This is a genomic window from Neorhizobium galegae (assembly GCF_017877055.1).
GTDB classification, from domain to species: Bacteria; Pseudomonadota; Alphaproteobacteria; order Rhizobiales; family Rhizobiaceae; genus Neorhizobium; species Neorhizobium galegae_D.
In genome coordinates, this window is sequence record NZ_JAGIPG010000004.1 from 183,089 (window position 1) to 202,156 (window position 19,068).

A 19,068-nucleotide genomic window follows, 5' to 3' on the forward strand; every position below is an offset into this window, starting at 1 on the left:
CACGGGATGACAGTCCATGAGCAGACGCAAAGTCCAGAAAGTCATGCCGATTTCAGCGACCGCGCCTTCACGACAGGTCGGGATCAATCAAACCAGTTCGATCCTCTCCGATCCTGACGGCCGATGGGTCGCCAAGCGGCAGGAGGCGATCAGCGATGCATTCGAGAAGCGTATGCGCCTGAAGGGCGCCCACGGCGGTGGGGCAAAAGTTCCATCTCACGACAGCTCACAGCACCTTGAGAGTTCGCGAGAGCCAGTCGGGAAACTCTCCGGCGAGAGCGATCGGATCGGCCGACATGAGTGGGACGAGAATACCCCATTTGGCAAGCATGTCGGCTTCTTCTGACAGAGCTCGCGCGCGCAATCTCATCAACCAATCAGAAAGTGGAAGAAAACAATGTCGAACAACCAGATCTCCCGTGCCCCGCGCGGCAACGACCAGTGGCTCAAGCAGTATTACTTTACCAGAGCGGCCTTCTCAGTGCTGTGGGTCGCGGCTGCATTGACTGCCGGACGGCATTCCTTTGCGGTGGCTGCCGCACTGCTGATCATCTATCCCGCTTGGGATGCACTCGCGAACGTTGTCGATGCGGCCAGGAGCGGTGGCCTTGCCGCCAACCGGAGCCAAGCGATCAACGTCGCAGCGAGCTCGGTCATGATGATTGCCGTGATCCTGGCGCTGACAATGAACATGAACTGGGTTCTCGGCGCTTTCGGCCTCTGGGCGATCTTTTCAGGGCTGTTGCAGCTTGGGACTGCCGTGCAGCGTTGGAAAACGAGTGGAGGTCAGTGGGCGATGATTTTGAGCGGTGGCCAATCCGCTGTGGCCGGCGCGCTCTTCATCTTTCAAGCGCAAATGCCGCAGGAGCCTTCTATCTCCACGGTCGCGGGGTACGCTGGCGTCGGGGCATTCTACTTCCTGGTTTCGGCAATATGGCTGACGATCGCCCTGTCGCGTCGCAGTATGCATCCCATCTCGTAAGCTCTACCTCGCGCCAATGAAACCGCTTGGAAGATATTCAAATGATGACGCATGATCCGGCAGAGCAACTTGCTTCCTATCGGAGGACCATCGACAACCTGGATTCAGCTCTCCTCTATATCCTAGCTGAACGCTTTCGCTGTACCGAGCAAGTCGGCCACTTGAAAGCCGAACGGGCGATGCCGGCGATCGATAACGAGCGAGAGCGACGCCAATTGGATCGACTGAGGAATATCGCCAATGATGTCGGCCTAAGTCAGCACTTTGTCGAAGGGCTGATGAGAATGATCGTGGGTGCTGTGGTGGAGCGGCACAGGGAGATTGCGGCCGAGAAGTAAAGTGTCTGCCGAGCCTGTCTCCTACCGCAGCGGTTGAATGCAGCCGGACGGCAGGGAAAATCAAATCTTCTTCGGGCGGCTTACCATGCGGGCGCATTCGCGAGATGGTCCGATACGGTCGAGATGAACGCGCGAAGACGCTGAAGACGTCGTAGGTCCCGGTGATATCCCATCCAGATGTCTCGCGCCGGCGGGGGCTTGGGCAGTTCCAATCTGCGGATACCCGGGATCTGATTGCCCACTACGCGGGGCAGGACGGCGATCCCTACGCCCTGCTTGCACATTCGCCCCTGGACGTTGCGGTTGTTCGATCGCAGGACGGGTCTCGCGTTCGGGAAACTCTCGACGAGCCAGGCGATATCGGGGAACTGCCCGGTCGAAGTATCGTGGGTGATCAGCCGGAAACCAGTCCCGTCGCCATATTTGGGGTCAGGCGACTCCTCGGCGATGTAGACGCCGTATTCGAGCCTGAAGAGCCGCCGCTGAATGACATCGGCAGTGTTGAACGGAACGATACGAAAAGCGACGTCGGCCTCCCTTTGGGCGAGGTTGAACAGGCGAGTGCCGGTCAGGATCTCGACGTCTACATTAGGGTAGGCTTTCGAGAAATCTGCCAGGATGGGAGGCAGGACATAGGCGCCGAACCAGTCCGCTGATGAGATACGCAGATTGCCTTTGAGGTTTTGCTCCTGCCCTGCAAGCCGACGCTCCATGGCCAGCGCGCCCTCTTCCATCTGCTCTGCCAGCGTGATGATCCCATGGCCCTCCTCGGTCAGCACGAGACCGTCCGCAGTCCGCTGGAAGAGTGTGTGGCCGATCGCCTCCTCAAGGGCGCGCAGCCGTCTGCCGACCGTCGGATGGCTTGTATGAAGGGCACGCGCAGCGCCGCCGAGCGTGCCGGATCGCGCAATAGCAAGGAAGATTTTTACGTCACTCCATTCCACAGCCATGCCCTTACAAAAATGAACGTCGGAAGTACAATACTGTCACTTCAAGTACAAATATAAACTTCTAGATTCAAGTCATCTTTTGAAAACAACTCGGAGACAAACTGATGAAAACCTGGCTCATCACAGGCTGCTCAAGCGGCTTCGGCGAGCGGCTCGCGCTCGCTGCAGCACAGCGCGGTGATCAGGTCGTCGCGACGGCCCGCAATGTCAAAACGATCGAAGACGTGGCTCAGCCTTTCGGCGGCCGGATGATCACCTTGCCGCTCGACGTGACGGATGCGGCGGCAGCCAAGGCCGCAGTCGCAAAGGCGGTTGAGACATTCGGCGGCTTTGATGTCCTCGTGAACAATGCCGGCTATGGACTGTTCGGCGCGATCGAGGAGGGCACTCCCGATGAATATCGGCCGATGTTCGAGGTGAATGTCTTCGGTCTGATCGAAACCACCAAAGCAGCCTTACCAGTCCTCCGACGTTCGGGCGGAACGATTGTCAACATGTCCTCCGGGGCAGGCATCGCGGGCAGCGGCGGTGGCGGCTATTACAATGCCGCCAAGTTTGCCGTGGAAGGGCTTTCCGAAGCGCTCGCCGGCGAGCTGAAGCCATTCGGCATCCGCGTGCTGATCGTTGAGCCTGGTCCATTCCGCACGGACTTCCTTGGACGTTCGATCACGATGGTGGCCAACGAGATGCCAGAATACGCCGCGAGCTCGCGCAAGCATTATCGCCAAACTAATAACGGCAATCAGGCAGGCGATCCTGACAAGGCGATCGCGGTGATACTGCAAGCCGTCGATGCCGATAACGCCCCGCTTCATTTGCCGCTTGGCCCCGCCGCGCATTCAATCGCTGAGCGAAAGCTGGCTTCCTTTCGCAGCGATATCGATACCTGGCGCGACATCACGATTGCCACCGATTTCGACCGGCACTGAGCGCTGGCCGCAACCTCATTTCTGAACTTTAAACCGACTGGAAAATTATCATGAGTGCATCTCTGGAGGGGTTCACCCAACAACTTGTGCTGGTGAATGGCATCCGGATCAACGCCGTCACCGCGGGCTCCGGTCCGCCGATCCTTCTGCTTCACGGATGGCCGGAAACGTGGTGGGAATGGCACCATGTGATGCCGCTACTGGCCGAGCATTTCAGCGTGGTGGCCATCGATCTGCGCGGCGCCGGCTTTTCCGACTGCCCGCTTGACGGCTATGACAAGTCGACGATGGCGTGCGACGCGCACGAGGTCATGGTTGCCCTTGGGCATGAACGCTACGCCGTGTGCGGCCATGACATTGGTGGAATGGTGGCTTTGCCCCAAGCCGCCATTTACCGGGAGGCTGTTACTCACCTGGCCGTCCTCGACGTTCCGCTGCCAGGCTGGAGCCAATGGGAGGCGACGACTGCGAAGATCTGGCACTTCGCCTTCCATATGAACCGTGACCTCCCTGAGCGCCTCATCCATGGTCGTGAGTATGACTATATCTCGGCCTTCATGGCGGAGCGATTCTACGATCACAGCACCTTCGAAACAGCGGACATCGAAATCTACGCGAAAGCGATGGCGCTTCCTGGGCGCACGCGTGGTGGCATGGAATGGTATCGCACCCTTGCTGGCGATCATGCCGCCGCGCTTGAGTACAAGAAGCAACCGCTCGACATCCCGGTGCTTGGACTTGGCGGCGACAAGCGCTTTGGCGGCCAAATGGTCCCGATGCTCAAGGAGTTCGCTAGCAACGTAACAGGCGGCGCGATTCCGCGATGCAGCCATTATGTCGCGGACGAGCGTCCGGATGAAGTGGCCGCCGCTCTGGTCGATTTCCTCAAGGTTAACTGAAGCTCTGCACTGCAGGCGAGTTGCGCCCGCACCCATCGCGTTCGATCGCTTAAACAAGAAAGGAAAACATCATGACCCCACCTGTCATTCACGGCGTCAACCACATCGGCATCACGGTGCCCGACATCGAAGCAGCAAAATCATTCCTGGTAGAAGCTTTTGGCGGCCAGGTGATCTACCAGTCCTTCGGACCGCAGGATCCGCCGAGACAAGGACCAGAATTCGAGCGGGCCACTGGCGCTTTCCCTGGAACGATCGTGCGTGCGCAGGCGATGGTGAAGATCGGAACCGGACCGGATATCGAGCTCTTCGAAATGCACGGCCCCGAACAAGCGCGGCCGGTTAGACCGAGCGACATCGGCATCACGCACTTCGGCGTCTACACCGACGACATCGACGCATCGGTAGCGCGCTTCGAAAAGGCCGGAGGCACCGCGCTTACCGCGCCGCGCGCTATTCCGTACGCAACCGAAAAAGGTCCAGGAAACAAGGTCTGCTACTGCCGCATGCCATGGGGCACGACGATTGAGTTTATCACCACGCCCGACCGGATGGGCTATCACGACCAAACGGATCTGCGCAGGTGGCAGGACGGCGAATGAGCGTGAGCTTCGAACACAAAACGTCTCGCCGCAGCTTTCTATCGCTCTCGGCGATCGCTGCGGTCTCGGGGCTGGCAGGTTGCGCCTCCACCTCCGGCCCCGGCCGGCTGGTGGGGCAGCAACTGACGCCTGTCCCAGGTCCAATACGCCCCGTCCAGGTCGCCCCGGCGCCGACAGATGCCGAGTTGGCCGTCATGTACGGCCCGATTGAAGATGGCGGCTATCTGATCCGGCGGTTCCCTACCAGCAGATCGATCCGCGCTACTATCGCCAGCAGGTCATCGATCCGCCTGGCGAGCGCCCCGGCACTATCGTCGTGGAAACACCCTCGCGCTTTCTCTACCTGGTTCAGCCGGGCGGAACGGCGATGCGCTACGGCGTCGGCATCGGCCGGGAGGGCTTCGCCTGGCAGGGCAAGGGCGTCATCCAGTGGCGTCAGAAGTGGCCCCGCTGGAAGCCACCGAATGAGATGGTTGCCGGTCAGCCGGAACTCGCCAAATTCTCGATCGAGAACGGTGGCATGGAGCCGGGCCTGAAGAACCCACTGGGTGCGCGTGCGCTCTACATCTTCTCCGACGGTCAAGACACGCTTTACCGCCTGCACGGCAACCCTCAATGGCGCTCGATCGGCAAGGCCGTGTCTTCGGCTGCGTGCGCCTGATGAACCAAGGCATTATCGACTCTATGATCGCGTGCCGATCAAGGCGTCCATTGTCGCCAAGCAGTCAGTAATGCAAGCCATTACGTCCGTCTCTCCCTGATTAGGGGAGAGACATGTCCATGACGCGATCATCGAAGTCTCAGTCATCCGAAACACAAAATTTAAGGAAGCACCGACCATGTCCATTTCTAGCAAAGCAGCCATCGGCCTCACAGCCGTGTTCTTGTTTTCTGCCGCCGTGACAGCCCCGGCCCTAGCCGATGCACGAAACATCGTGCTCGTCCATGGCGCTCTGGTGGATGGTTCGGGCTGGCGTGGCGTGTATGACATACTGACCCGCGACGGCTATAATGTCAGCATCGTCCAGCAGCCGCTGACAAGCCTGGACCAAGACGTCGCAGCTACCAGAAGCGTGCTTGATCAGCAGGACGGAGACGTCGTTCTCGTCGGTCACAGCTACGGGGGCACGATCATCACGGCAGCAGGTGACGATCCCAAGGTCAAGGCACTTGTTTATGTCGCTGCGCTGCAGCCTGAAAAGGGCGAAAGCACCGCACAATTGCTCCAAGCGATGCCGTCACCCACCAACGATATCAAACCGTCCAAGGATGGCTTCCTGCTTGTTGACCGGGCAAAGTTCGGTGCGGATTTCGGGGCAGATCTGCCCAAGGATCAAGCCGAGTTCATGGCCCGGTCTCAAATGCCTGTCGCCGTCGTCGCCACCAATGCGCAGGTTCTGGTTGCAGCCTGGCACGAGAAGCCTAGCTACGCAATTGTCGCGAAGGACGATATGACGATAAACCCCGACTTGGAGCGCTGGATGTACAAGCGTGCCGGTTCAACGGTGACAGAGGTAGAGGGCAGCCACGCTATCTATATCTCGCAGGCCGCTGCAGTCGCAAAGGTTATCGAGGAAGCAGCCAGAGCTGCCAAATAGCTGCGGCATGCATTCTGCGTAACGCGCTTGTCTCGATGAACTTGCGAGCTGCGTCACGTCTGGGAACGTGACGCAGCTATTTTGAGACATGTACCTGAGCTTGGGAAAGAGCCTTCCAAAATGCAGCCATCTCTGGCTTAACCATGAAGAGCGTCATCGGCTGAGTTGGCCTGACACCTTGTGAGGTTCATCACCGTTTTGAGCCACGTGATGAACCTCTTCGACAACTGCAAATATGCAGAGTTCACTCCGGCGGGCGAAGTGAAGGATTATCTGACATCGCTGGCCATTTGCACTTTGTTACCCCGCGGCGCTTGAGAATTCGCGACGCATGTTCCAGCGCCGCTAGCAACCAGCAAAGATTGCGAGGACCACTATGGATCGAGAGATCATCATACCCGACGAGATGCAGGAGATCGTCAGCCGAGCAGGCTATGCTCCCGCGGTTAAAGTCGGAGACACAATTTACGTCGTTGGCCAAGTTGGACGGACAAAGGATCTCGAGATTATTCACGATCCGTCAGAGCAATTCAGAGCTATGTGGGACAACTTGCGGATTGTCCTCGAAGCCGCTCATTGCACGTTCGATGACATCGTGGAAATGACAAGCTATCACTTCGAAATGTCCAGGCACATGGACGTTTTCCGGACTGTTAAAAACGAGGTGTTTCCGAAGGGAACCTATGCGTGGACTCGTATAGGTGTCTCCGAGCTCGCCCACCCGGGGCTCCTCGCTGAGGTGAAATGTGTTGTCGTCAAGCGATAGCCGCGGGTTCCTAAGAGACCCCGTGGGCCAGATTAAGTCACGCGACTGGCTTCGGCAGGCGCAAATGGACGCATGGGCCAAGCGGTCCGGGTTGCAACTGCCGCCGCCAAAGATTCTCTCTTTGTGCGAGCGGGCCAGCAATGTCGCCTCCGATGATGGAGTGTCGGGACACCTTCTCGCTGCAAGGTGACAGATCTGTCACCAGCCAGGTCGACTTGCTCAATCCCAACGAGACGAAAATTGCGCCAAGATCGACGAGAGTAGCGGTTTGCGCTTGAGATTGATCTGCTGTCATCAGCATGGTTGGCCTCCAGAGAGTTTTCTAGCGACCTCACTCTGCCACGCTGCAGGCCGCTACTCACCCCTGATGGGATCTCAAGGCGGACGACCATTTTTGCCGCACGTGAAGAAAAAGGATAGTTTTCGATTTCCACGGTAGTAAATGAAGCGACCATTTTTCATGGAGATGCCTCTATGCCGTTTAGCGACCCTCACCATCCTCTTTGGAAGCCTGAAAACCTGCGTCGCGCCATCCATGCGGCGGGCGTGGCGCTTTGGTCATGGGAAGTAACGAACGATCGTTTTGCCATGGACGAGCAGGCATTCAAACTATGGGGACTTGTGAAAAGCCGCGAGGTAAAATTCGAAGACCTTTCAGCCCATATCCACCCGGCGGACAGGGATCGGGTGCGGGCCGCGTTCACGGCGACACGCGGAATTGTCGGAGCCTACGAGATCGATTTCCGAATTATGGTTGGAGATGAGATCCGGTGGATCTCGGCACGGGGGCTTGGCGATGACGCCGCGCTTCATGAGGGTCAGATGTTTGGAGTTTTTCTGGACGTCACCGGACGCAAGCAGGCTGAAGAAGGCAACGAGCTGCTGGCTGGCGAAATGAGTCATCGCGTCAAGAATCTCCTGGCCATTGCCATGGGCCTTACCAATATCACCTCGCAATCGACAACAACCGCGAAGGAGATGGCGCAAGAACTCACAGGGCGACTGGCGGCTCTCGGTCGTGCCCATGATCTTGTGCGTCCCATTCCCGGAAATCAGGGGCATGCTGCCCTTTTGGGCGACCTCCTATCGGTCCTGCTTTCGCCTTATGAAGATCTTGGAGCATTCAAAGGGCGTATTCGGGTTGCGGTGCCGCGCATGGGCGTAGGGGAAGTCGCTGCAACCGCGCTGTCTCTCATCTTCCATGAGCTGGCGACAAACTCCTTGAAATATGGCGCCCTCTCGGTGGATACGGGAACACTCGACCTTTCAGGGTCTACAGACGATGACGACGTCACGCTGACATGGACCGAGCGGGGCGGGCCGGCGGTAGAACCCCCAAATGGGAATGAGGGCTATGGAAGCAAGTTGCTCAACCGAAGTGTATCCGGTCAACTTGGGGGGACGATTACATACGACTGGTCGCCCGACGGGGTAGTCGTTGTTCTAAAACTGAAAGGTGAGAGACTGGCAAAATGATGGTCCGGGTCATCAAGGCGTGTCGCACGTGTAACTTAGCGGCCCGGTAACTTAGACGATGTGTTGTCTATCGGACGAGTTGAGAGCATGCTGATTTCGACGCTGCACATTGAGGACTTTGGGCGATGGGACGTCCTCGGTTATTTCCGGATAGATCATTCCCCAGCTACGCCTACTTGCCGGGCAAGGGGCCGCATCCAGTCCGTGATCCTGGAGGACACAGCTACGGTGTTCAGCCCGTTTTGGTAAATGCATCTCTCGACTCTGAGGAATTCGCCTGGGGCCAGGACCTCTTCAATCACGGGTACTACTGGGAAGCCCACGAGGCGTGGGAAGGACTTTGGCAGATTGCAAACAGAGGAAGCCCGTTGCGGGCCTTCCTCAAGGGATTGATCTTGCTATCCGCAACCGGGGTAAAGATCCGGGAAGGCAAGCAAATGCCCGCGATGCGTCATGCCGGACGCGCCGGCGCATTGTTGCGAGATCTCACAACGGCGCCGCATGACCACTTCTCGTCCGCCTTGGGCATGTCGCTGGGGATGCTTGCTGATCTTGCCGAAGGGACAGTTGAGGCCATGCCGTCATTGGTCATCACGGTCCAGGGACAACCTGAACCGGTCTTCGACTTCGTTCTGGGACAATCATAGATATTTGAATGCACGATACGATCAGCCCCCAGTGACGCAAGGCGGCGCTGTGGGCGGATCGTAGCATCAAGTGCCCTAGCGTAGAAATCGGCGGGTGTGGCGCGGCGGCACTTGTCGTTGGAGCGCGAAGCGGCCCTAGTTCAGTGCGTCGTTTCTACCGGCCCAATGGTGTCTGTGCTAGCCGGCGCGCCCTTTATGTCGCCGACTTGATGCCGGTGGCGATCGGTGGCGTGGGAAAGGCGCCAACGCACTAACTCGTCTGCACCCGGTCCTTCAATGATTTCGAGATCGGTCGGGCTCACCTGTTCGCCGGTTTCCTGGTCGATGAAGCCCCAACGCACCTCGGCGCCTGTTTTGCGATTGACGAACGTCATCGGCGGCTCTGAAGCCCTGGACAATCCCAAGCGGTCACCGATCTGAGCGAGCCTGTAGAGCTTACATCTCTTCAGGCTCGGGCCGCATCTGCCATGGTACAAAGCGGCGCCGCCGATCAGCCTTCTGGGCAGAGACTATGTCTTTATAACGCGGCAGTTATCGTTTTGAGCCCCACGTCAGGAAGGTCTCTTTTTTGACGCCATCCGTCCGCGCCTTCTCGACCAGCGGCCTGACGGTATCTTTGACGAATTCTTCCATTGTCGTGGGCAGCGACGGACGATCATCGTTAAACTTTACACGCCCATCGTTAAGAGCAGCCAACGTGGCCTTATCATAGACCCACCGTTCGAGAGTTCCGAACCTCTCTTGGAATATCGTTTCGACCTCGCGATCGCTCGTATCGACGAAGCGATAGTCCACCTCTCTACCGAGCGCCCGGCCGATAATCGCAGCGATCTCGGACATCGTGTAATCGATGCCCAGTTGCTTCACCGACCGATGCTGGTCAGGCGGCGTGTCGAACTCCTTTGCCGCGAACTCCGCAATGTCTTGAATGGCAACCCAAGGAGCTTTGACGTTGGGGTCGAGCGACCAGCCGATCCTATCGTGCTGCGCGATCGAGTCGACCCACCTGGACAGGTCCTCCATGAACCAGCCGCCCTGCAGGTGCACCAAATTGATGTCGCGTAACCGGTTGAGGATCTGATCCAGGATATGGAAGCCCTGAAAATGGCCGGTGTTCCCGCTGATCTCGGATCCCATTCCGGTTAGGCTAACGGCAAATTTCACCGGGGAATCCCGAAGTGCGTCGAAAAATCGAAGCGCTACCGCAGGGTAGTGCCCATGAAAGTCCTCCGCCGCCCAAAGGGTTTTGACCATCAGGAACGCAGCGTCAGCGTCTTCAAAGAACCTGCCAAGCTCACCATCACCTGTGTCGAAGCTGCCAAGGAACGGTTCTGCTCCTTTCGCGACAAGCACATCGAGGGCGGGCCCTCCTCTCGAAAGAGCTTTGACTGAATGGCCTTTGGCCAAGAGGTTTTCGGTCAGTTTGGCACCGATCCTGCCGGTCGCGCCAACCACGGCGATACGCATGGCTAATCTCCTATAGTTGTTTGACCAGGATCTTAAAGGATTGTGTCGCGAGTAAAATTGGAGATAATGCCATATGATCTCGAAATCGGGCCAATCATTGAATAACCGACCTCCCTGCAGTATCGCTTGCGATCTGAGCCTTTCGCATGGGCCGGCGATGGCAATCAGAATGGACTTCGCCGACTATGAAGCCGAGGGGCTGCCGCACCAGCACCGGCAGGGTCAGCTGGTCGTGGCGCTCCATGGCGCGGTTACTTGCAGAGCGGAAAGTGGGGTCTGGATCGTTCCCCCCGACTGCGGATTTTGGGTACCCGGTGGCGTTCCTCACAGCAATCAGGTCACGTCCAATGCTCGTCTAACATACCTGTTTGTCGAGCCCGGCGTGGCCATGCTCCCGGCTGAATGCTGCACGCTTTCGGTATCGCCGATGCTGCGGGAGATGATACTCCGAGTAGCGGAACTATCTGAAAGCGATGCACGCGACGCTCATGTCGATCGCCTCGTGCGGGTCATGCTCGATGAGCTCGCGCTGATGCCGCGTGGGGGGCTGGAGCTACCCGTATCTGACCATCCAAAAATCGCCCTGATCACTGCGGCTCTTTTGGCAGATCCCAGCGACCGCCGTACCCTCGGCCAATGGGCTGAGCATGTCGCCGTCAGCGAGCGATCGTTGAAGAGGCTTATGGTCCAAGAGACAGGATTGAGCTTCGGCCGTTGGCGGCGTCAACTACAACTGGTGATCGCGCTGAGGGAACTTGCCGGCGGTGCAACAGTCCAACAGGTGGCGAGCGACTTAGGGTATGAATCCACGACGGCCTTCATCGTCATGTTCAGGAAGGCGCTTGGGACCACGCCATCGCGCTATTTTGCCGATCGGCTTTTGAGCGCCGAGCATGCGCGAGGCGTTGCCACCTCCTCTCGGCAGTTGCCATCGGTGCAAGCTTCATCTTCTGGCTCAATCAGTTAGCCCTGACCGTAGATCACGACTTGAAATTGCTCTTCGTCAACAATATCCGAGCATCACTTCCCGACGAGACGATGTCCTGCTCGCTGCAATCGCCGCGGCGTTTGACATTGTGTCGGGATACAGAAGAAGGCGCTCCCCACGGGTCGAGCGCCTTTTTTTGTTTCGAAGGCGACCGCAAAGGAGGTGCTGCATCTTGACCGCAACCGCTTTGCGGATGAGATCTGCGGGTGGCTTCGCCTCGCCGAAGTGGATGACGTTCAAGCAATCCCTCGAACTGGGCGGGGCCGTGCGCAAGGGCGAGACCGGCTCGACCGTTGTCTTCGCCAGCCGCTTCACCAAGTCCGAAGCGCCCGCGGTAGTGCTTATATAGCTGGAGTGGCGGATGCTACCAGCGGGACGGGGTGGTGGTGTGGGGCCGGAATGAGCCTTGATCGATCCGATGGAGTGAGCTCACGTCACTCTTCAGTCAGGAACTGCGAGATTTCGTTGCCGAATCGGGTTCCGATCTATTGAGCGCCGCTCATACGAGGCGGCAGCGAAGAAATGAAGTCGGTCAGTTGGTCGCCCAGAAGCTGAACGTGATCGCTTGCCGCCTTCTGTGCGGCGTCGGGGTCGCCCGCATCGATCGCATCCATGATCCGCACATGCTCCGTCAGCGTTCCGAGCATCCGTCCCGGCTGGTAGGTGGCGCGCAGGCGATAAGCGCCGATGCGGCGTCGTAGCTGGATCGCCTGTTCGGCGATGAAATGTGTATGTGCCGCTTCGTAGAGCAGGTCGTGGAACTGCTGGTTGACCTTGTAGAAGGCCACGGGATCGCCACCCTCATAGGCTTTGACCAGATCCTCGTGAACTGCGCGCATGGCAGCTCGCTCGCTGGGCGTGGCACGACGCGCGGCCAGCTTGGCGCACAGGCCTTCGAGGGACGCCATGACATCGAACATTTCGATGATCGCCGGAATGGACAGGAGGGCGACATGTGTGCCCTGACGGCCGCGCGTCTCAATCAGGCCGATGGCGAGCAGCGACTTGATGGCTTCGCGGACGGGCGTGCGCGACAGGCCGAACCGGCGCGACAGTTCCATCTCGTCCAGCCGTTCGCCGGGTGCAAGGCGGCCATCGAGGATCATTTCTTCCAGATGGTCGCGCAACTCGTCCGATCGTGTCGCCTGACGTGTCGGGACAATAGTGGTCACGCGAGCCGCATCCTGGTTCAATTCAAATGTTCCTTTGCTGGCCTTGCTTATGACCAGTCTGGCTTTGGTGGCGCGCATATACGTTTATTTCTCTGCTGCATTCAAGATCATATAATCAGTATACCAGGGTGGCGATGCAACTTCTGATCTTGTCCACAATCATCGACGGCGCCTCTATCATGGGAAAGTGGCCGGAATCGTAGGTGGCGATCGTGGTTTTGGCAAAACAAGGCATGGGCTCAGGATGCGCCAGACGCGCCACGTAAGGTGAATTCAGCAGCATTTTCCGGCAGGTTACCAGGGGCCAGCGATCTTCGGCATTCCAGAAGAACAGGTCGTCCTTGATATCCAGCGCGAAGTCGCCCGGCGCCGCGGCCAGCATGCCCTCGGTGATCCGGGCTCGCATGGCATCTTCGGTGGTCGGATGAACGATCATGTCGACCATGGCCCGCATCCGGCCCGGATAGTCGGCCTGGAAATCCTCGTGCCGACGCCGGATCTCGTCATCCGGCACACGTCCGTAATAGTCCCGGTCGGACAGCGTATCGAGACCGATCACCGCGGCCACTCTCCGCGGCGCGGCAATCGCCGTCTCCGTGGAGATGGGACCGCCCATGGAATGGCCGACCAGGATGGCGCCCGAAATGTCGAGATGATCGAGGACATGCGCAACCGCTGCGCCCATGGCCGCGATTGTCTGGCCGCTTGCAGGCGGTGGGGGAGTGCCACCGAAACCGGGATGTGAAAGTACAAGCACCCGGAAATTGCGGGCCAGTTCGGGTCCGATGATATCCCAGTGATCGGCGCTGCCGCACCAGCCATGGATCAGCACCAGCCAATCTCCCGCGGCGCCGAGCGTACGATAGCCGATCTGGCCGCCGAAAGGTGCGTCCAGCAGATGAAGATCGCTCATCCGCTCAGCCCTTTATGCCGCTGGTGGCCATGCCTTGGGTGAAGTACTTCTGAAGGATCAGGAAGAGCAGGATGAGCGGCACCGTGGCGACCGTCGCTCCGGCAAATGTCTCGCCCCAGTTCGGTAGCTGGGTCGGCGAACCCTGCTGGGCGATCGCCACCTGGATGATCTGTCGCGCCGGATCCTGGACGATGACCAGAGGCCACAGGAAGCTGTTCCAGCAGAACAGGAATGTGATGAGCCCAAGCGTCACCATCGGAACTTTGACGTTCGGCAGGACGATCGAAAAGAAGATGCGCACATGTCCGGCACCGTCGATGCGTGCCGCATCCTCCAGCTCGGCGGGCAGTTCCTCGAAGGCCTGTTTCAGCAGAAAGAGACCGAAGGGGCTGGCGATCCAGGGGATCATAATCCCGACCAGCGTGTTGGAAAGGCCGAGCCCGGAAACCACCTGGTAGAGGGGCACCATCATCGCTTCGATCGGCAGAAGGAAGGTCAGAAGGATCAGCATGAAGACGACGTTGGCGCCAGGAAACTTGATGCGGGTCAGCGCATAGGCGGCCATCGAGCACAGCAGCAGCGTGAACACTACCTGACCGGTCGCGACGATCGCCGTGTTCAACAGGGCTCTCAGGATATTCGTGCGCTCGAACAGCGACACGTAGTTTTCGATCGTCGCGCCGACCGGCACGAAGGCGCGCCAGGAGAGCGGCGTCACGTCGCCAAACACGGTGAACTGGTTCTTGAGCGACGACGCTACGACCCAGGCATAGGGCGCGAGGAAACAGGCGATGATCAACAGGATGATCAGGAGAGTAAGCGCGGTGCGGCGGATGCGGGTCGTTCTCATGTCAGTAGTTCCAACGGGATCGCAGGAGAGCCATCTGGACCATCGAGATGGCGAGGACGACGAGCAGCAGCACGAGCGAGAGCGCCGAGGCATAACCGGCCTGCTGCATGATGAAGGCGGTATTGTAGATGTGGTAGACGATCAGGTTCGTCGCCTCCTGCGGTCCGCCCTGGGTCATCAGGAAGGCGGGCGCAAAGGCTTGCAGCGAAAACACAGTCATGATCACCACGACGAACAGCGTGGTCCGCGACAGGAGCGGTATGGTGATGTTCCACAGCACCTGCCACCGCGTGGCGCCATCGATGCGGGCCGCCTCGCCCAGTTCGGAAGGCACGCCCTGGAGACCGGCCAGAAACAGGATCGCCCCGAACCCGACCTGCTGCCACAGCGTCATGGCGATCAGTGACGGCAGGGCCTGCTGGGTGCTGGTCAGAAACGGTTGTCGGGCGATGCCGACGATATCCAGCGCGCCGTTGATCAATCCGTTCGACGGGTCGAGCAGGAAGGACCACATCGTCGCGATCACCACCGAGGACGTGACGACCGGCAGCATGATCATGGTGCGCACCAGGCCGCGTGCCGGAAGTTTCGAATTGAGGAAGAGGGCAAGCGCGAAGGCGATCGGGATGACGAAAACCACCACCCCGAAAGCGAAGAGGAAGGTAATGCCGAAACTTCTCCGGGCATCGTCGTATTCGATCATGTCGGCGAAGTTGCGCAGGCCGACGAACTTCTCCGCTGCCGGGTTGAGCAGCGAATAGTCGTAGAAGCTGTTTCGCGCCATCACCAGCAGCGGAACGTACTGGAAGATCAGCAGCAGCAGCATGAAAGGCGCGAGAAAGCCGACAGCGACCAGACGCTCCTGCTTTTGCCGCCGGGTGGCGGCCTTGCGTGGCCGGGTCTTTGCACCCGCCGAAACGGTAAGGGTTTGTTCGCCTGTCGACATTCTCGCGTCCATTGTCATTATCGGTCGAGGATACGCTGAACCTTCTTTTCAGCGTCCGCCATCAGTTCTGCCGGATTGCCACCGAAGGCAACGCCACGAAGAGCCTCGCTGACGATCTTGTCATACTGGGCGAATTTCGGGCCCGGCGGGCGCGGCTGGCCCCAGGACTGCAGCTGATCGACGAATACCTTCATCGGATATTTGTTGTAGACGTCGAAGCGGGAGAACAGGCTCTTCAATGTCGGCAGATTGCCGCGCTGGCTGACGTTCATATAGGCATATTCGCCCCATGACATATCGACCACGAACTTTGCGGCGATCTCGGGATGCTTGGAGCGAGCGGTCGCACCGAACGTGGTCGAGCCCGTATGCACGACCGGCGTCTTGAAATACGGCAGCGGCGTGATACCCCAATCGATCTTCGGATCCTTGATCAGCGCGTTGCCGGCGGCCGGGGTGTCGATGTAGAAGCAGGCTTTGGAATCGAAGAAGGCATTCGGAATGCCGACCTTCGGCGCAACGCCTTCAGCATTGAACATCGACTGGTAGAATTTCAGCGCTTCGACGGCTTCCGGCGTATTGAGATAACCTTCAGCCGTCTTGCCGTCCGGCGCGAACGCCCAAAAGGTCTTGTAGGCGCTGCTGGTCGGGGCTGCCTTCGGGTCGCCGGCGGAGCGCTGGTAGGTCAGGTCCTGATAGACGAGACCCGGCTGCCCGTTGCCGAAGCGGGTCGGGCCGAGGCCCCAGACCGTGGCGGCACCAGCCGGACCCTGTTGGCACTTCTTGAAGGCTTCGAGCGCCTGGGGCCATGTCCATGCCTCGGCAAGCGTCTGCGGCGGTTTTACGCCTGCGGCTTCGACCAGCTTCTTGTTGTAGTACATGGCAACGGTGGTCTGCTCGATGCCCGGCGAATAGACCTCGCCATTGTAACTGTGCTCGGCCTTGGTGGCCGGCAGGATGTCGTCATCCCAGCCCTTCGGCAGGTATTTGGTGATCGGCAACAGGATGCCGGCAGCCGCGTAGGACTGGGTGTTCGGGCCGTCATAGACGATGATATCAGGCGGATTGGAGCTGGCTGCCTGGACCGAAATCGTGTCCGCGAGCTGCGGGAAGGGGACTTCATTGACTTCGAACTTGACGCAAGGGTTTTCCTTTTGCCAGGCTTCCATCGGCTTCGGATACGGATAGTTGCCGGGCGTGCGCAGGATGCGTAGCGTCACGGTTTCGCCGGTGCAGGCAGCCGCGGTTTGCGCCTGGGCGCCGGTTGCATTCGGCGCCGTGGCGCCGAGCAGACTGGCAAAAACGATAGGATAGATCTTCATCAGCCGTTCTCCTTCTGGTGTTTTATCCGATTGCAATTTCAGATGGCGCCGCCGGTATCGGGGTCGAAAAGCGACATGCGGTCATGCGCGATGCGGAGCGGCTGCTGGCTACCCTCGGGGTGGGCATGCTGCGGCGCAAGCATGGCCGCGCAGGGCACGCCGGCAAGGGTGAAGTGAACCAGCGTGGTGGGGCCGAGCAGTTCGGCCATTTCGACGGGAACCGAAAGATCCGGCTCGCCGTCGCCGGCCAGGAAGTGTTCCGGCCTCAGACCCACTTCGACAGTCTTCCCCACATACGGAAGGAGAGCATCGCGCCGATCGGCTGGCGACGGCAGGGTGGCATTGTTGAGTCTCAGCACCAGCGTGCCGCCGTCCAGGGCGACCTGCGCGGGGAGGAAGTTCATCGAAGGGCTGCCGATGAACCCGGCCACGAAGCGGGTGGCGGGACGTTCATAGAGTTCCTGCGGCGTGCCCTGCTGCTCGATCTTGCCGTTGTTCAGCACTACGACGCGATCGGCGAGCGTCATCGCCTCGACCTGGTCGTGGGTCACGTAAACGGTTGTCGCCTTCAGGCGTTTGTGCAGCCGGCGGATTTCCGTGCGCATCTGTCCGCGCAGCTTGGCGTCCAGGTTGGAAAGCGGTTCGTCGAATAGGAAGACTGCCGGATCGCGAACCATGGCGCGCCCCATGGCAACACGCTGCCGCTGGCCGCCGGAAAGCTGCTTCGGCCGCCGGTTCAGCAGCGTGGAGATCTCCAGCAGCTTGGCGGCTTCCTCGACCTTGCGGCGAATTTCCGCCTTGTCCACTTTGGCGAGTCGCAGGCCGAAACTCATGTTCTGGGCGACGGTCATATGTGGATAGAGCGCGTAGTTCTGGAAAACCATGGCGATGTCGCGCTCGCGCGGATCAAGCTCGTCAACCCGGCGCTCGCCGATCCAGATCTCGCCGCTGCTGACCTCTTCCAGGCCGGCAATCATGCGCAGCGTCGTGGACTTGCCACAGCCCGAGGGGCCGACCAGCACCACGAATTCACCGCTGCGAATATGCAGGTCAAGTCCATCGATCGTGGTTGCCGAGGCACTCTCGTAGGTCTTGCCCACCTTTTTTAGCTGAACGTCTGCCATGCCGGCTGTAAGGCCTTTTCCATTGAAATTTCCGAGACCCGCTGATCCCGCCATCCAGACATTAGGGATGGAAAATGTATTCGTGCAAGAGATAAATGTATACGCCGATGATTTTTTTGGCTAACCGCTTTATCTGCTCATTTTTTTGGCTGAATGTCTGACCTATTTGCTTATATATGAAGCAAGTTAGAATAATAATGGCAGTTATTCCGCTTATATGGCAGAAAATTTCAAGTTCCTTTAAAAAAGCTATGGACAGGCCGCGTAAATGGCGTATGCAAAAAAGACAAATATGTATTCATCACAGGAGACGTAGGGTGGAACTCAATCTTGCCGGCAAAACGGCCCTCATCACCGGAGCATCCCAGGGCATCGGCTACGCGATCGCCAAGGTCCTCGCCGCTGAAGGATGCCACCTCCACCTTGCCGCCCGCAACGGCGCCGCCATGCAGGACCTGAAGAAGGAACTCGCCCAATACCCGGTGAACCTCACCGTGCACGAGGCGGATCTGAGCACCAGCGAAGCCATGGTCGCACTCGATAAGGCCTGTGGAGACTATGATATCCTGATAAACAACGCGGGTGATATCCCCGCCGGTTCGATCGAGGACGTCACCGACGAAGCCATCCGCCGCGGTTTCGATCTCAAGGTCTTTGGCTACATTACGCTTTCGCGCGAATTCTGGAAACGCCGCAAGGGCCGCGACGGCGTCATCATCAACGTCATCGGCAATTCCGGCGAAAACTGGGATGCCGCCTATTTTGCCGGCTCGACCGGTAACGCAGCGCTGATGAGCTTCACCAAGGCACTCGGCGGCCGCAGCCTCGATCAGGGTATCCGCGTCATCGGCGTCAATCCCGGGCCGGTCGATACCGCGCGCATGTTCAAGATCATGAAGCGCAAGGCGATCGACATGCTCGGTGATGAGAGCCGTTGGAAGGAACTCTACGACAAGTATCCGGGCAAGCGCCCGGCCACGGCCGAAGAAGTCGCCGATCTCTGCGCCTTCCTCGCCTCGCCCAAGGCCGGCTACATCACCGGCACGGTCGTCACCATCGACGGCGGCATCGCCGCGCGTGGTTCGGTGATCTGACGATC

21 protein-coding genes and 3 pseudogenes are annotated in these 19,068 nt (G+C 59.1%); 14 read left to right on the top strand and 10 right to left on the bottom strand.

Going from position 1 to position 19,068, the window contains the following annotated elements:
• The first annotated feature begins 16 nt into the window (after window positions 1-16).
• The 3 genes from J2857_RS24090 to J2857_RS24100 are packed head-to-tail and all read left to right on the top strand — an operon-like array spanning window position 17 to window position 1,320.
• On the top strand, window positions 17-346 hold the full coding sequence (locus tag J2857_RS24090; protein ID WP_210012636.1) for a hypothetical protein: 330 nt from the start codon (window positions 17-19) through the stop codon (window positions 344-346).
• 51 nt (window positions 347-397) lie between these two features.
• Entirely contained in the window at window positions 398-982 is a 585-nt protein-coding gene (locus tag J2857_RS24095; RefSeq protein ID WP_210012637.1) for a DUF308 domain-containing protein, read from the top strand.
• A 26-nt stretch (window positions 983-1,008) separates the two neighbouring features.
• The gene (locus tag J2857_RS24100) at window positions 1,009-1,320 is read left to right on the top strand and encodes a chorismate mutase (RefSeq protein ID WP_432420178.1); all 312 of its coding nucleotides are present in this window, start codon (window positions 1,009-1,011) and stop codon (window positions 1,318-1,320) included.
• Window positions 1,321-1,400: 80 nt separating this feature from the next.
• Here the strand turns inward: J2857_RS24100 and J2857_RS24105 are convergent, their stop codons facing one another.
• Window positions 1,401-2,264, bottom strand: coding sequence for a LysR family transcriptional regulator (locus J2857_RS24105; protein WP_210012638.1), 864 nt, complete (start codon window positions 2,262-2,264; stop codon window positions 1,401-1,403).
• A gap of 110 nt (window positions 2,265-2,374) precedes the next feature.
• On the opposite strand from J2857_RS24105, the gene J2857_RS24110 reads away from it, so the two are divergent.
• From J2857_RS24110 to J2857_RS24135, 6 genes and pseudogenes are all read left to right on the top strand, one after another.
• Window positions 2,375-3,199 carry an oxidoreductase gene (locus J2857_RS24110; RefSeq protein ID WP_210012639.1) on the top strand — a complete coding sequence of 275 codons (825 nt, stop codon included), beginning with the start codon at window positions 2,375-2,377 and terminating at the stop codon, window positions 3,197-3,199.
• A 50-nt stretch (window positions 3,200-3,249) separates the two neighbouring features.
• Window positions 3,250-4,098, top strand: coding sequence for an alpha/beta fold hydrolase (locus J2857_RS24115; RefSeq protein ID WP_210012640.1), 849 nt, complete (start codon window positions 3,250-3,252; stop codon window positions 4,096-4,098).
• A 71-nt stretch (window positions 4,099-4,169) separates the two neighbouring features.
• Window positions 4,170-4,700, top strand: a complete 531-nt coding sequence (locus J2857_RS24120; RefSeq protein ID WP_210012641.1) for a VOC family protein — start codon at window positions 4,170-4,172, stop codon at window positions 4,698-4,700.
• A pseudogene (locus tag J2857_RS24125) lies at window positions 4,697-5,461 on the top strand (L,D-transpeptidase). The gene J2857_RS24120 and the pseudogene J2857_RS24125 overlap by 4 nt, the downstream one beginning before the upstream one ends.
• Before the next feature lie 78 nt (window positions 5,462-5,539).
• On the top strand, window positions 5,540-6,298 hold the full coding sequence (locus J2857_RS24130) for an alpha/beta fold hydrolase (RefSeq protein WP_210012642.1): 759 nt from the start codon (window positions 5,540-5,542) through the stop codon (window positions 6,296-6,298).
• A gap of 376 nt (window positions 6,299-6,674) precedes the next feature.
• A complete protein-coding gene (locus tag J2857_RS24135; protein ID WP_210012643.1) occupies window positions 6,675-7,064 on the top strand; it encodes a RidA family protein in 390 nt (129 codons plus the stop codon).
• Window positions 7,065-7,197: 133 nt separating this feature from the next.
• Here the strand turns inward: J2857_RS24135 and J2857_RS31515 are convergent.
• A pseudogene (locus J2857_RS31515) lies at window positions 7,198-7,365 on the bottom strand (IS110 family transposase); the annotation flags it as partial.
• A 173-nt stretch (window positions 7,366-7,538) separates the two neighbouring features.
• Here J2857_RS31515 and J2857_RS24145 point away from each other — a divergent pair.
• Together J2857_RS24145 and J2857_RS24150 are read left to right on the top strand one after the other, a co-directional pair.
• A complete protein-coding gene (locus J2857_RS24145; protein ID WP_210012644.1) occupies window positions 7,539-8,540 on the top strand; it encodes a sensor histidine kinase in 1,002 nt (333 codons plus the stop codon).
• 125 nt (window positions 8,541-8,665) lie between these two features.
• Window positions 8,666-9,187, top strand: coding sequence for a DUF309 domain-containing protein (locus tag J2857_RS24150; protein WP_210012645.1), 522 nt, complete (start codon window positions 8,666-8,668; stop codon window positions 9,185-9,187).
• Window positions 9,188-9,327: 140 nt separating this feature from the next.
• Here J2857_RS24150 and J2857_RS24155 read toward each other — a convergent pair whose 3' ends face one another.
• On the bottom strand, window positions 9,328-9,561 hold the full coding sequence (locus J2857_RS24155) for a hypothetical protein (RefSeq protein WP_210012646.1): 234 nt from the start codon (window positions 9,559-9,561) through the stop codon (window positions 9,328-9,330).
• Window positions 9,562-9,718: 157 nt separating this feature from the next.
• Entirely contained in the window at window positions 9,719-10,654 is a 936-nt protein-coding gene (locus J2857_RS24160) for an NmrA family NAD(P)-binding protein (RefSeq protein WP_210012647.1), read from the bottom strand.
• A gap of 73 nt (window positions 10,655-10,727) precedes the next feature.
• Here J2857_RS24160 and J2857_RS24165 point away from each other — a divergent pair, with 73 nt between their 5' ends.
• Together J2857_RS24165 and J2857_RS24170 are read left to right on the top strand one after the other, a co-directional pair.
• On the top strand, window positions 10,728-11,621 hold the full coding sequence (locus J2857_RS24165) for an AraC family transcriptional regulator (protein WP_210012648.1): 894 nt from the start codon (window positions 10,728-10,730) through the stop codon (window positions 11,619-11,621).
• A gap of 223 nt (window positions 11,622-11,844) precedes the next feature.
• Window positions 11,845-11,970, top strand: a pseudogene (locus J2857_RS24170) (ArdC-like ssDNA-binding domain-containing protein); the annotation flags it as partial.
• Window positions 11,971-12,127: 157 nt separating this feature from the next.
• Here the strand turns inward: J2857_RS24170 and J2857_RS24175 are convergent.
• The 6 genes from J2857_RS24175 to J2857_RS24200 all read right to left on the bottom strand — a co-directional run bounded on the left by J2857_RS24175 (window position 12,128) and on the right by J2857_RS24200 (window position 17,969).
• Window positions 12,128-12,814, bottom strand: a complete 687-nt coding sequence (locus J2857_RS24175; protein ID WP_348635716.1) for a GntR family transcriptional regulator — start codon at window positions 12,812-12,814, stop codon at window positions 12,128-12,130.
• Window positions 12,815-12,929: 115 nt separating this feature from the next.
• Window positions 12,930-13,727, bottom strand: a complete 798-nt coding sequence (locus J2857_RS24180; RefSeq protein ID WP_210012650.1) for an alpha/beta fold hydrolase — start codon at window positions 13,725-13,727, stop codon at window positions 12,930-12,932.
• A 4-nt stretch (window positions 13,728-13,731) separates the two neighbouring features.
• On the bottom strand, window positions 13,732-14,577 hold the full coding sequence (locus J2857_RS24185; protein WP_210012651.1) for a carbohydrate ABC transporter permease: 846 nt from the start codon (window positions 14,575-14,577) through the stop codon (window positions 13,732-13,734).
• A 1-nt stretch (window position 14,578) separates the two neighbouring features.
• On the bottom strand, window positions 14,579-15,523 hold the full coding sequence (locus tag J2857_RS24190) for a carbohydrate ABC transporter permease (protein WP_210012652.1): 945 nt from the start codon (window positions 15,521-15,523) through the stop codon (window positions 14,579-14,581).
• A 17-nt stretch (window positions 15,524-15,540) separates the two neighbouring features.
• Window positions 15,541-16,845 (bottom strand): extracellular solute-binding protein, encoded by a 1,305-nt coding sequence (locus tag J2857_RS24195; protein ID WP_210012653.1) that lies wholly within the window; start codon window positions 16,843-16,845, stop codon window positions 15,541-15,543.
• A gap of 38 nt (window positions 16,846-16,883) precedes the next feature.
• Complete coding sequence (locus tag J2857_RS24200) at window positions 16,884-17,969, bottom strand: ABC transporter ATP-binding protein (RefSeq protein WP_210012654.1); 1,086 nt, start codon at window positions 17,967-17,969, stop codon at window positions 16,884-16,886.
• 317 nt (window positions 17,970-18,286) lie between these two features.
• Between J2857_RS24200 and J2857_RS24205 the strand changes: the two genes are divergently transcribed.
• Entirely contained in the window at window positions 18,287-19,063 is a 777-nt protein-coding gene (locus J2857_RS24205) for an SDR family oxidoreductase (protein WP_210012655.1), read from the top strand.
• Window positions 19,064-19,068 lie beyond the last annotated feature (5 nt).

Coding starts and splice junctions, on each gene's coding strand:
- J2857_RS24095 (WP_210012637.1), top strand. CDS start 398: ATGTCGAACAACCAGATCTCCCGTGCCCCGCGCGGCAACGACCAGTGG.
- J2857_RS24195 (WP_210012653.1), bottom strand. CDS start 16,845: ATGAAGATCTATCCTATCGTTTTTGCCAGTCTGCTCGGCGCCACGGCG.
- J2857_RS24180 (WP_210012650.1), bottom strand. CDS start 13,727: ATGAGCGATCTTCATCTGCTGGACGCACCTTTCGGCGGCCAGATCGGC.
- J2857_RS24135 (WP_210012643.1), top strand. CDS start 6,675: ATGGATCGAGAGATCATCATACCCGACGAGATGCAGGAGATCGTCAGC.
- J2857_RS24110 (WP_210012639.1), top strand. CDS start 2,375: ATGAAAACCTGGCTCATCACAGGCTGCTCAAGCGGCTTCGGCGAGCGG.
- J2857_RS24145 (WP_210012644.1), top strand. CDS start 7,539: ATGCCGTTTAGCGACCCTCACCATCCTCTTTGGAAGCCTGAAAACCTG.
- J2857_RS24160 (WP_210012647.1), bottom strand. CDS start 10,654: ATGCGTATCGCCGTGGTTGGCGCGACCGGCAGGATCGGTGCCAAACTG.
- J2857_RS24155 (WP_210012646.1), bottom strand. CDS start 9,561: ATGACGTTCGTCAATCGCAAAACAGGCGCCGAGGTGCGTTGGGGCTTC.
- J2857_RS24120 (WP_210012641.1), top strand. CDS start 4,170: ATGACCCCACCTGTCATTCACGGCGTCAACCACATCGGCATCACGGTG.
- J2857_RS24190 (WP_210012652.1), bottom strand. CDS start 15,523: ATGTCGACAGGCGAACAAACCCTTACCGTTTCGGCGGGTGCAAAGACC.
- J2857_RS24165 (WP_210012648.1), top strand. CDS start 10,728: ATGATCTCGAAATCGGGCCAATCATTGAATAACCGACCTCCCTGCAGT.
- J2857_RS24090 (WP_210012636.1), top strand. CDS start 17: ATGAGCAGACGCAAAGTCCAGAAAGTCATGCCGATTTCAGCGACCGCG.
- J2857_RS24150 (WP_210012645.1), top strand. CDS start 8,666: ATGGGACGTCCTCGGTTATTTCCGGATAGATCATTCCCCAGCTACGCC.
- J2857_RS24115 (WP_210012640.1), top strand. CDS start 3,250: ATGAGTGCATCTCTGGAGGGGTTCACCCAACAACTTGTGCTGGTGAAT.
- J2857_RS24185 (WP_210012651.1), bottom strand. CDS start 14,577: ATGAGAACGACCCGCATCCGCCGCACCGCGCTTACTCTCCTGATCATC.
- J2857_RS24200 (WP_210012654.1), bottom strand. CDS start 17,969: ATGGCAGACGTTCAGCTAAAAAAGGTGGGCAAGACCTACGAGAGTGCC.
- J2857_RS24130 (WP_210012642.1), top strand. CDS start 5,540: ATGTCCATTTCTAGCAAAGCAGCCATCGGCCTCACAGCCGTGTTCTTG.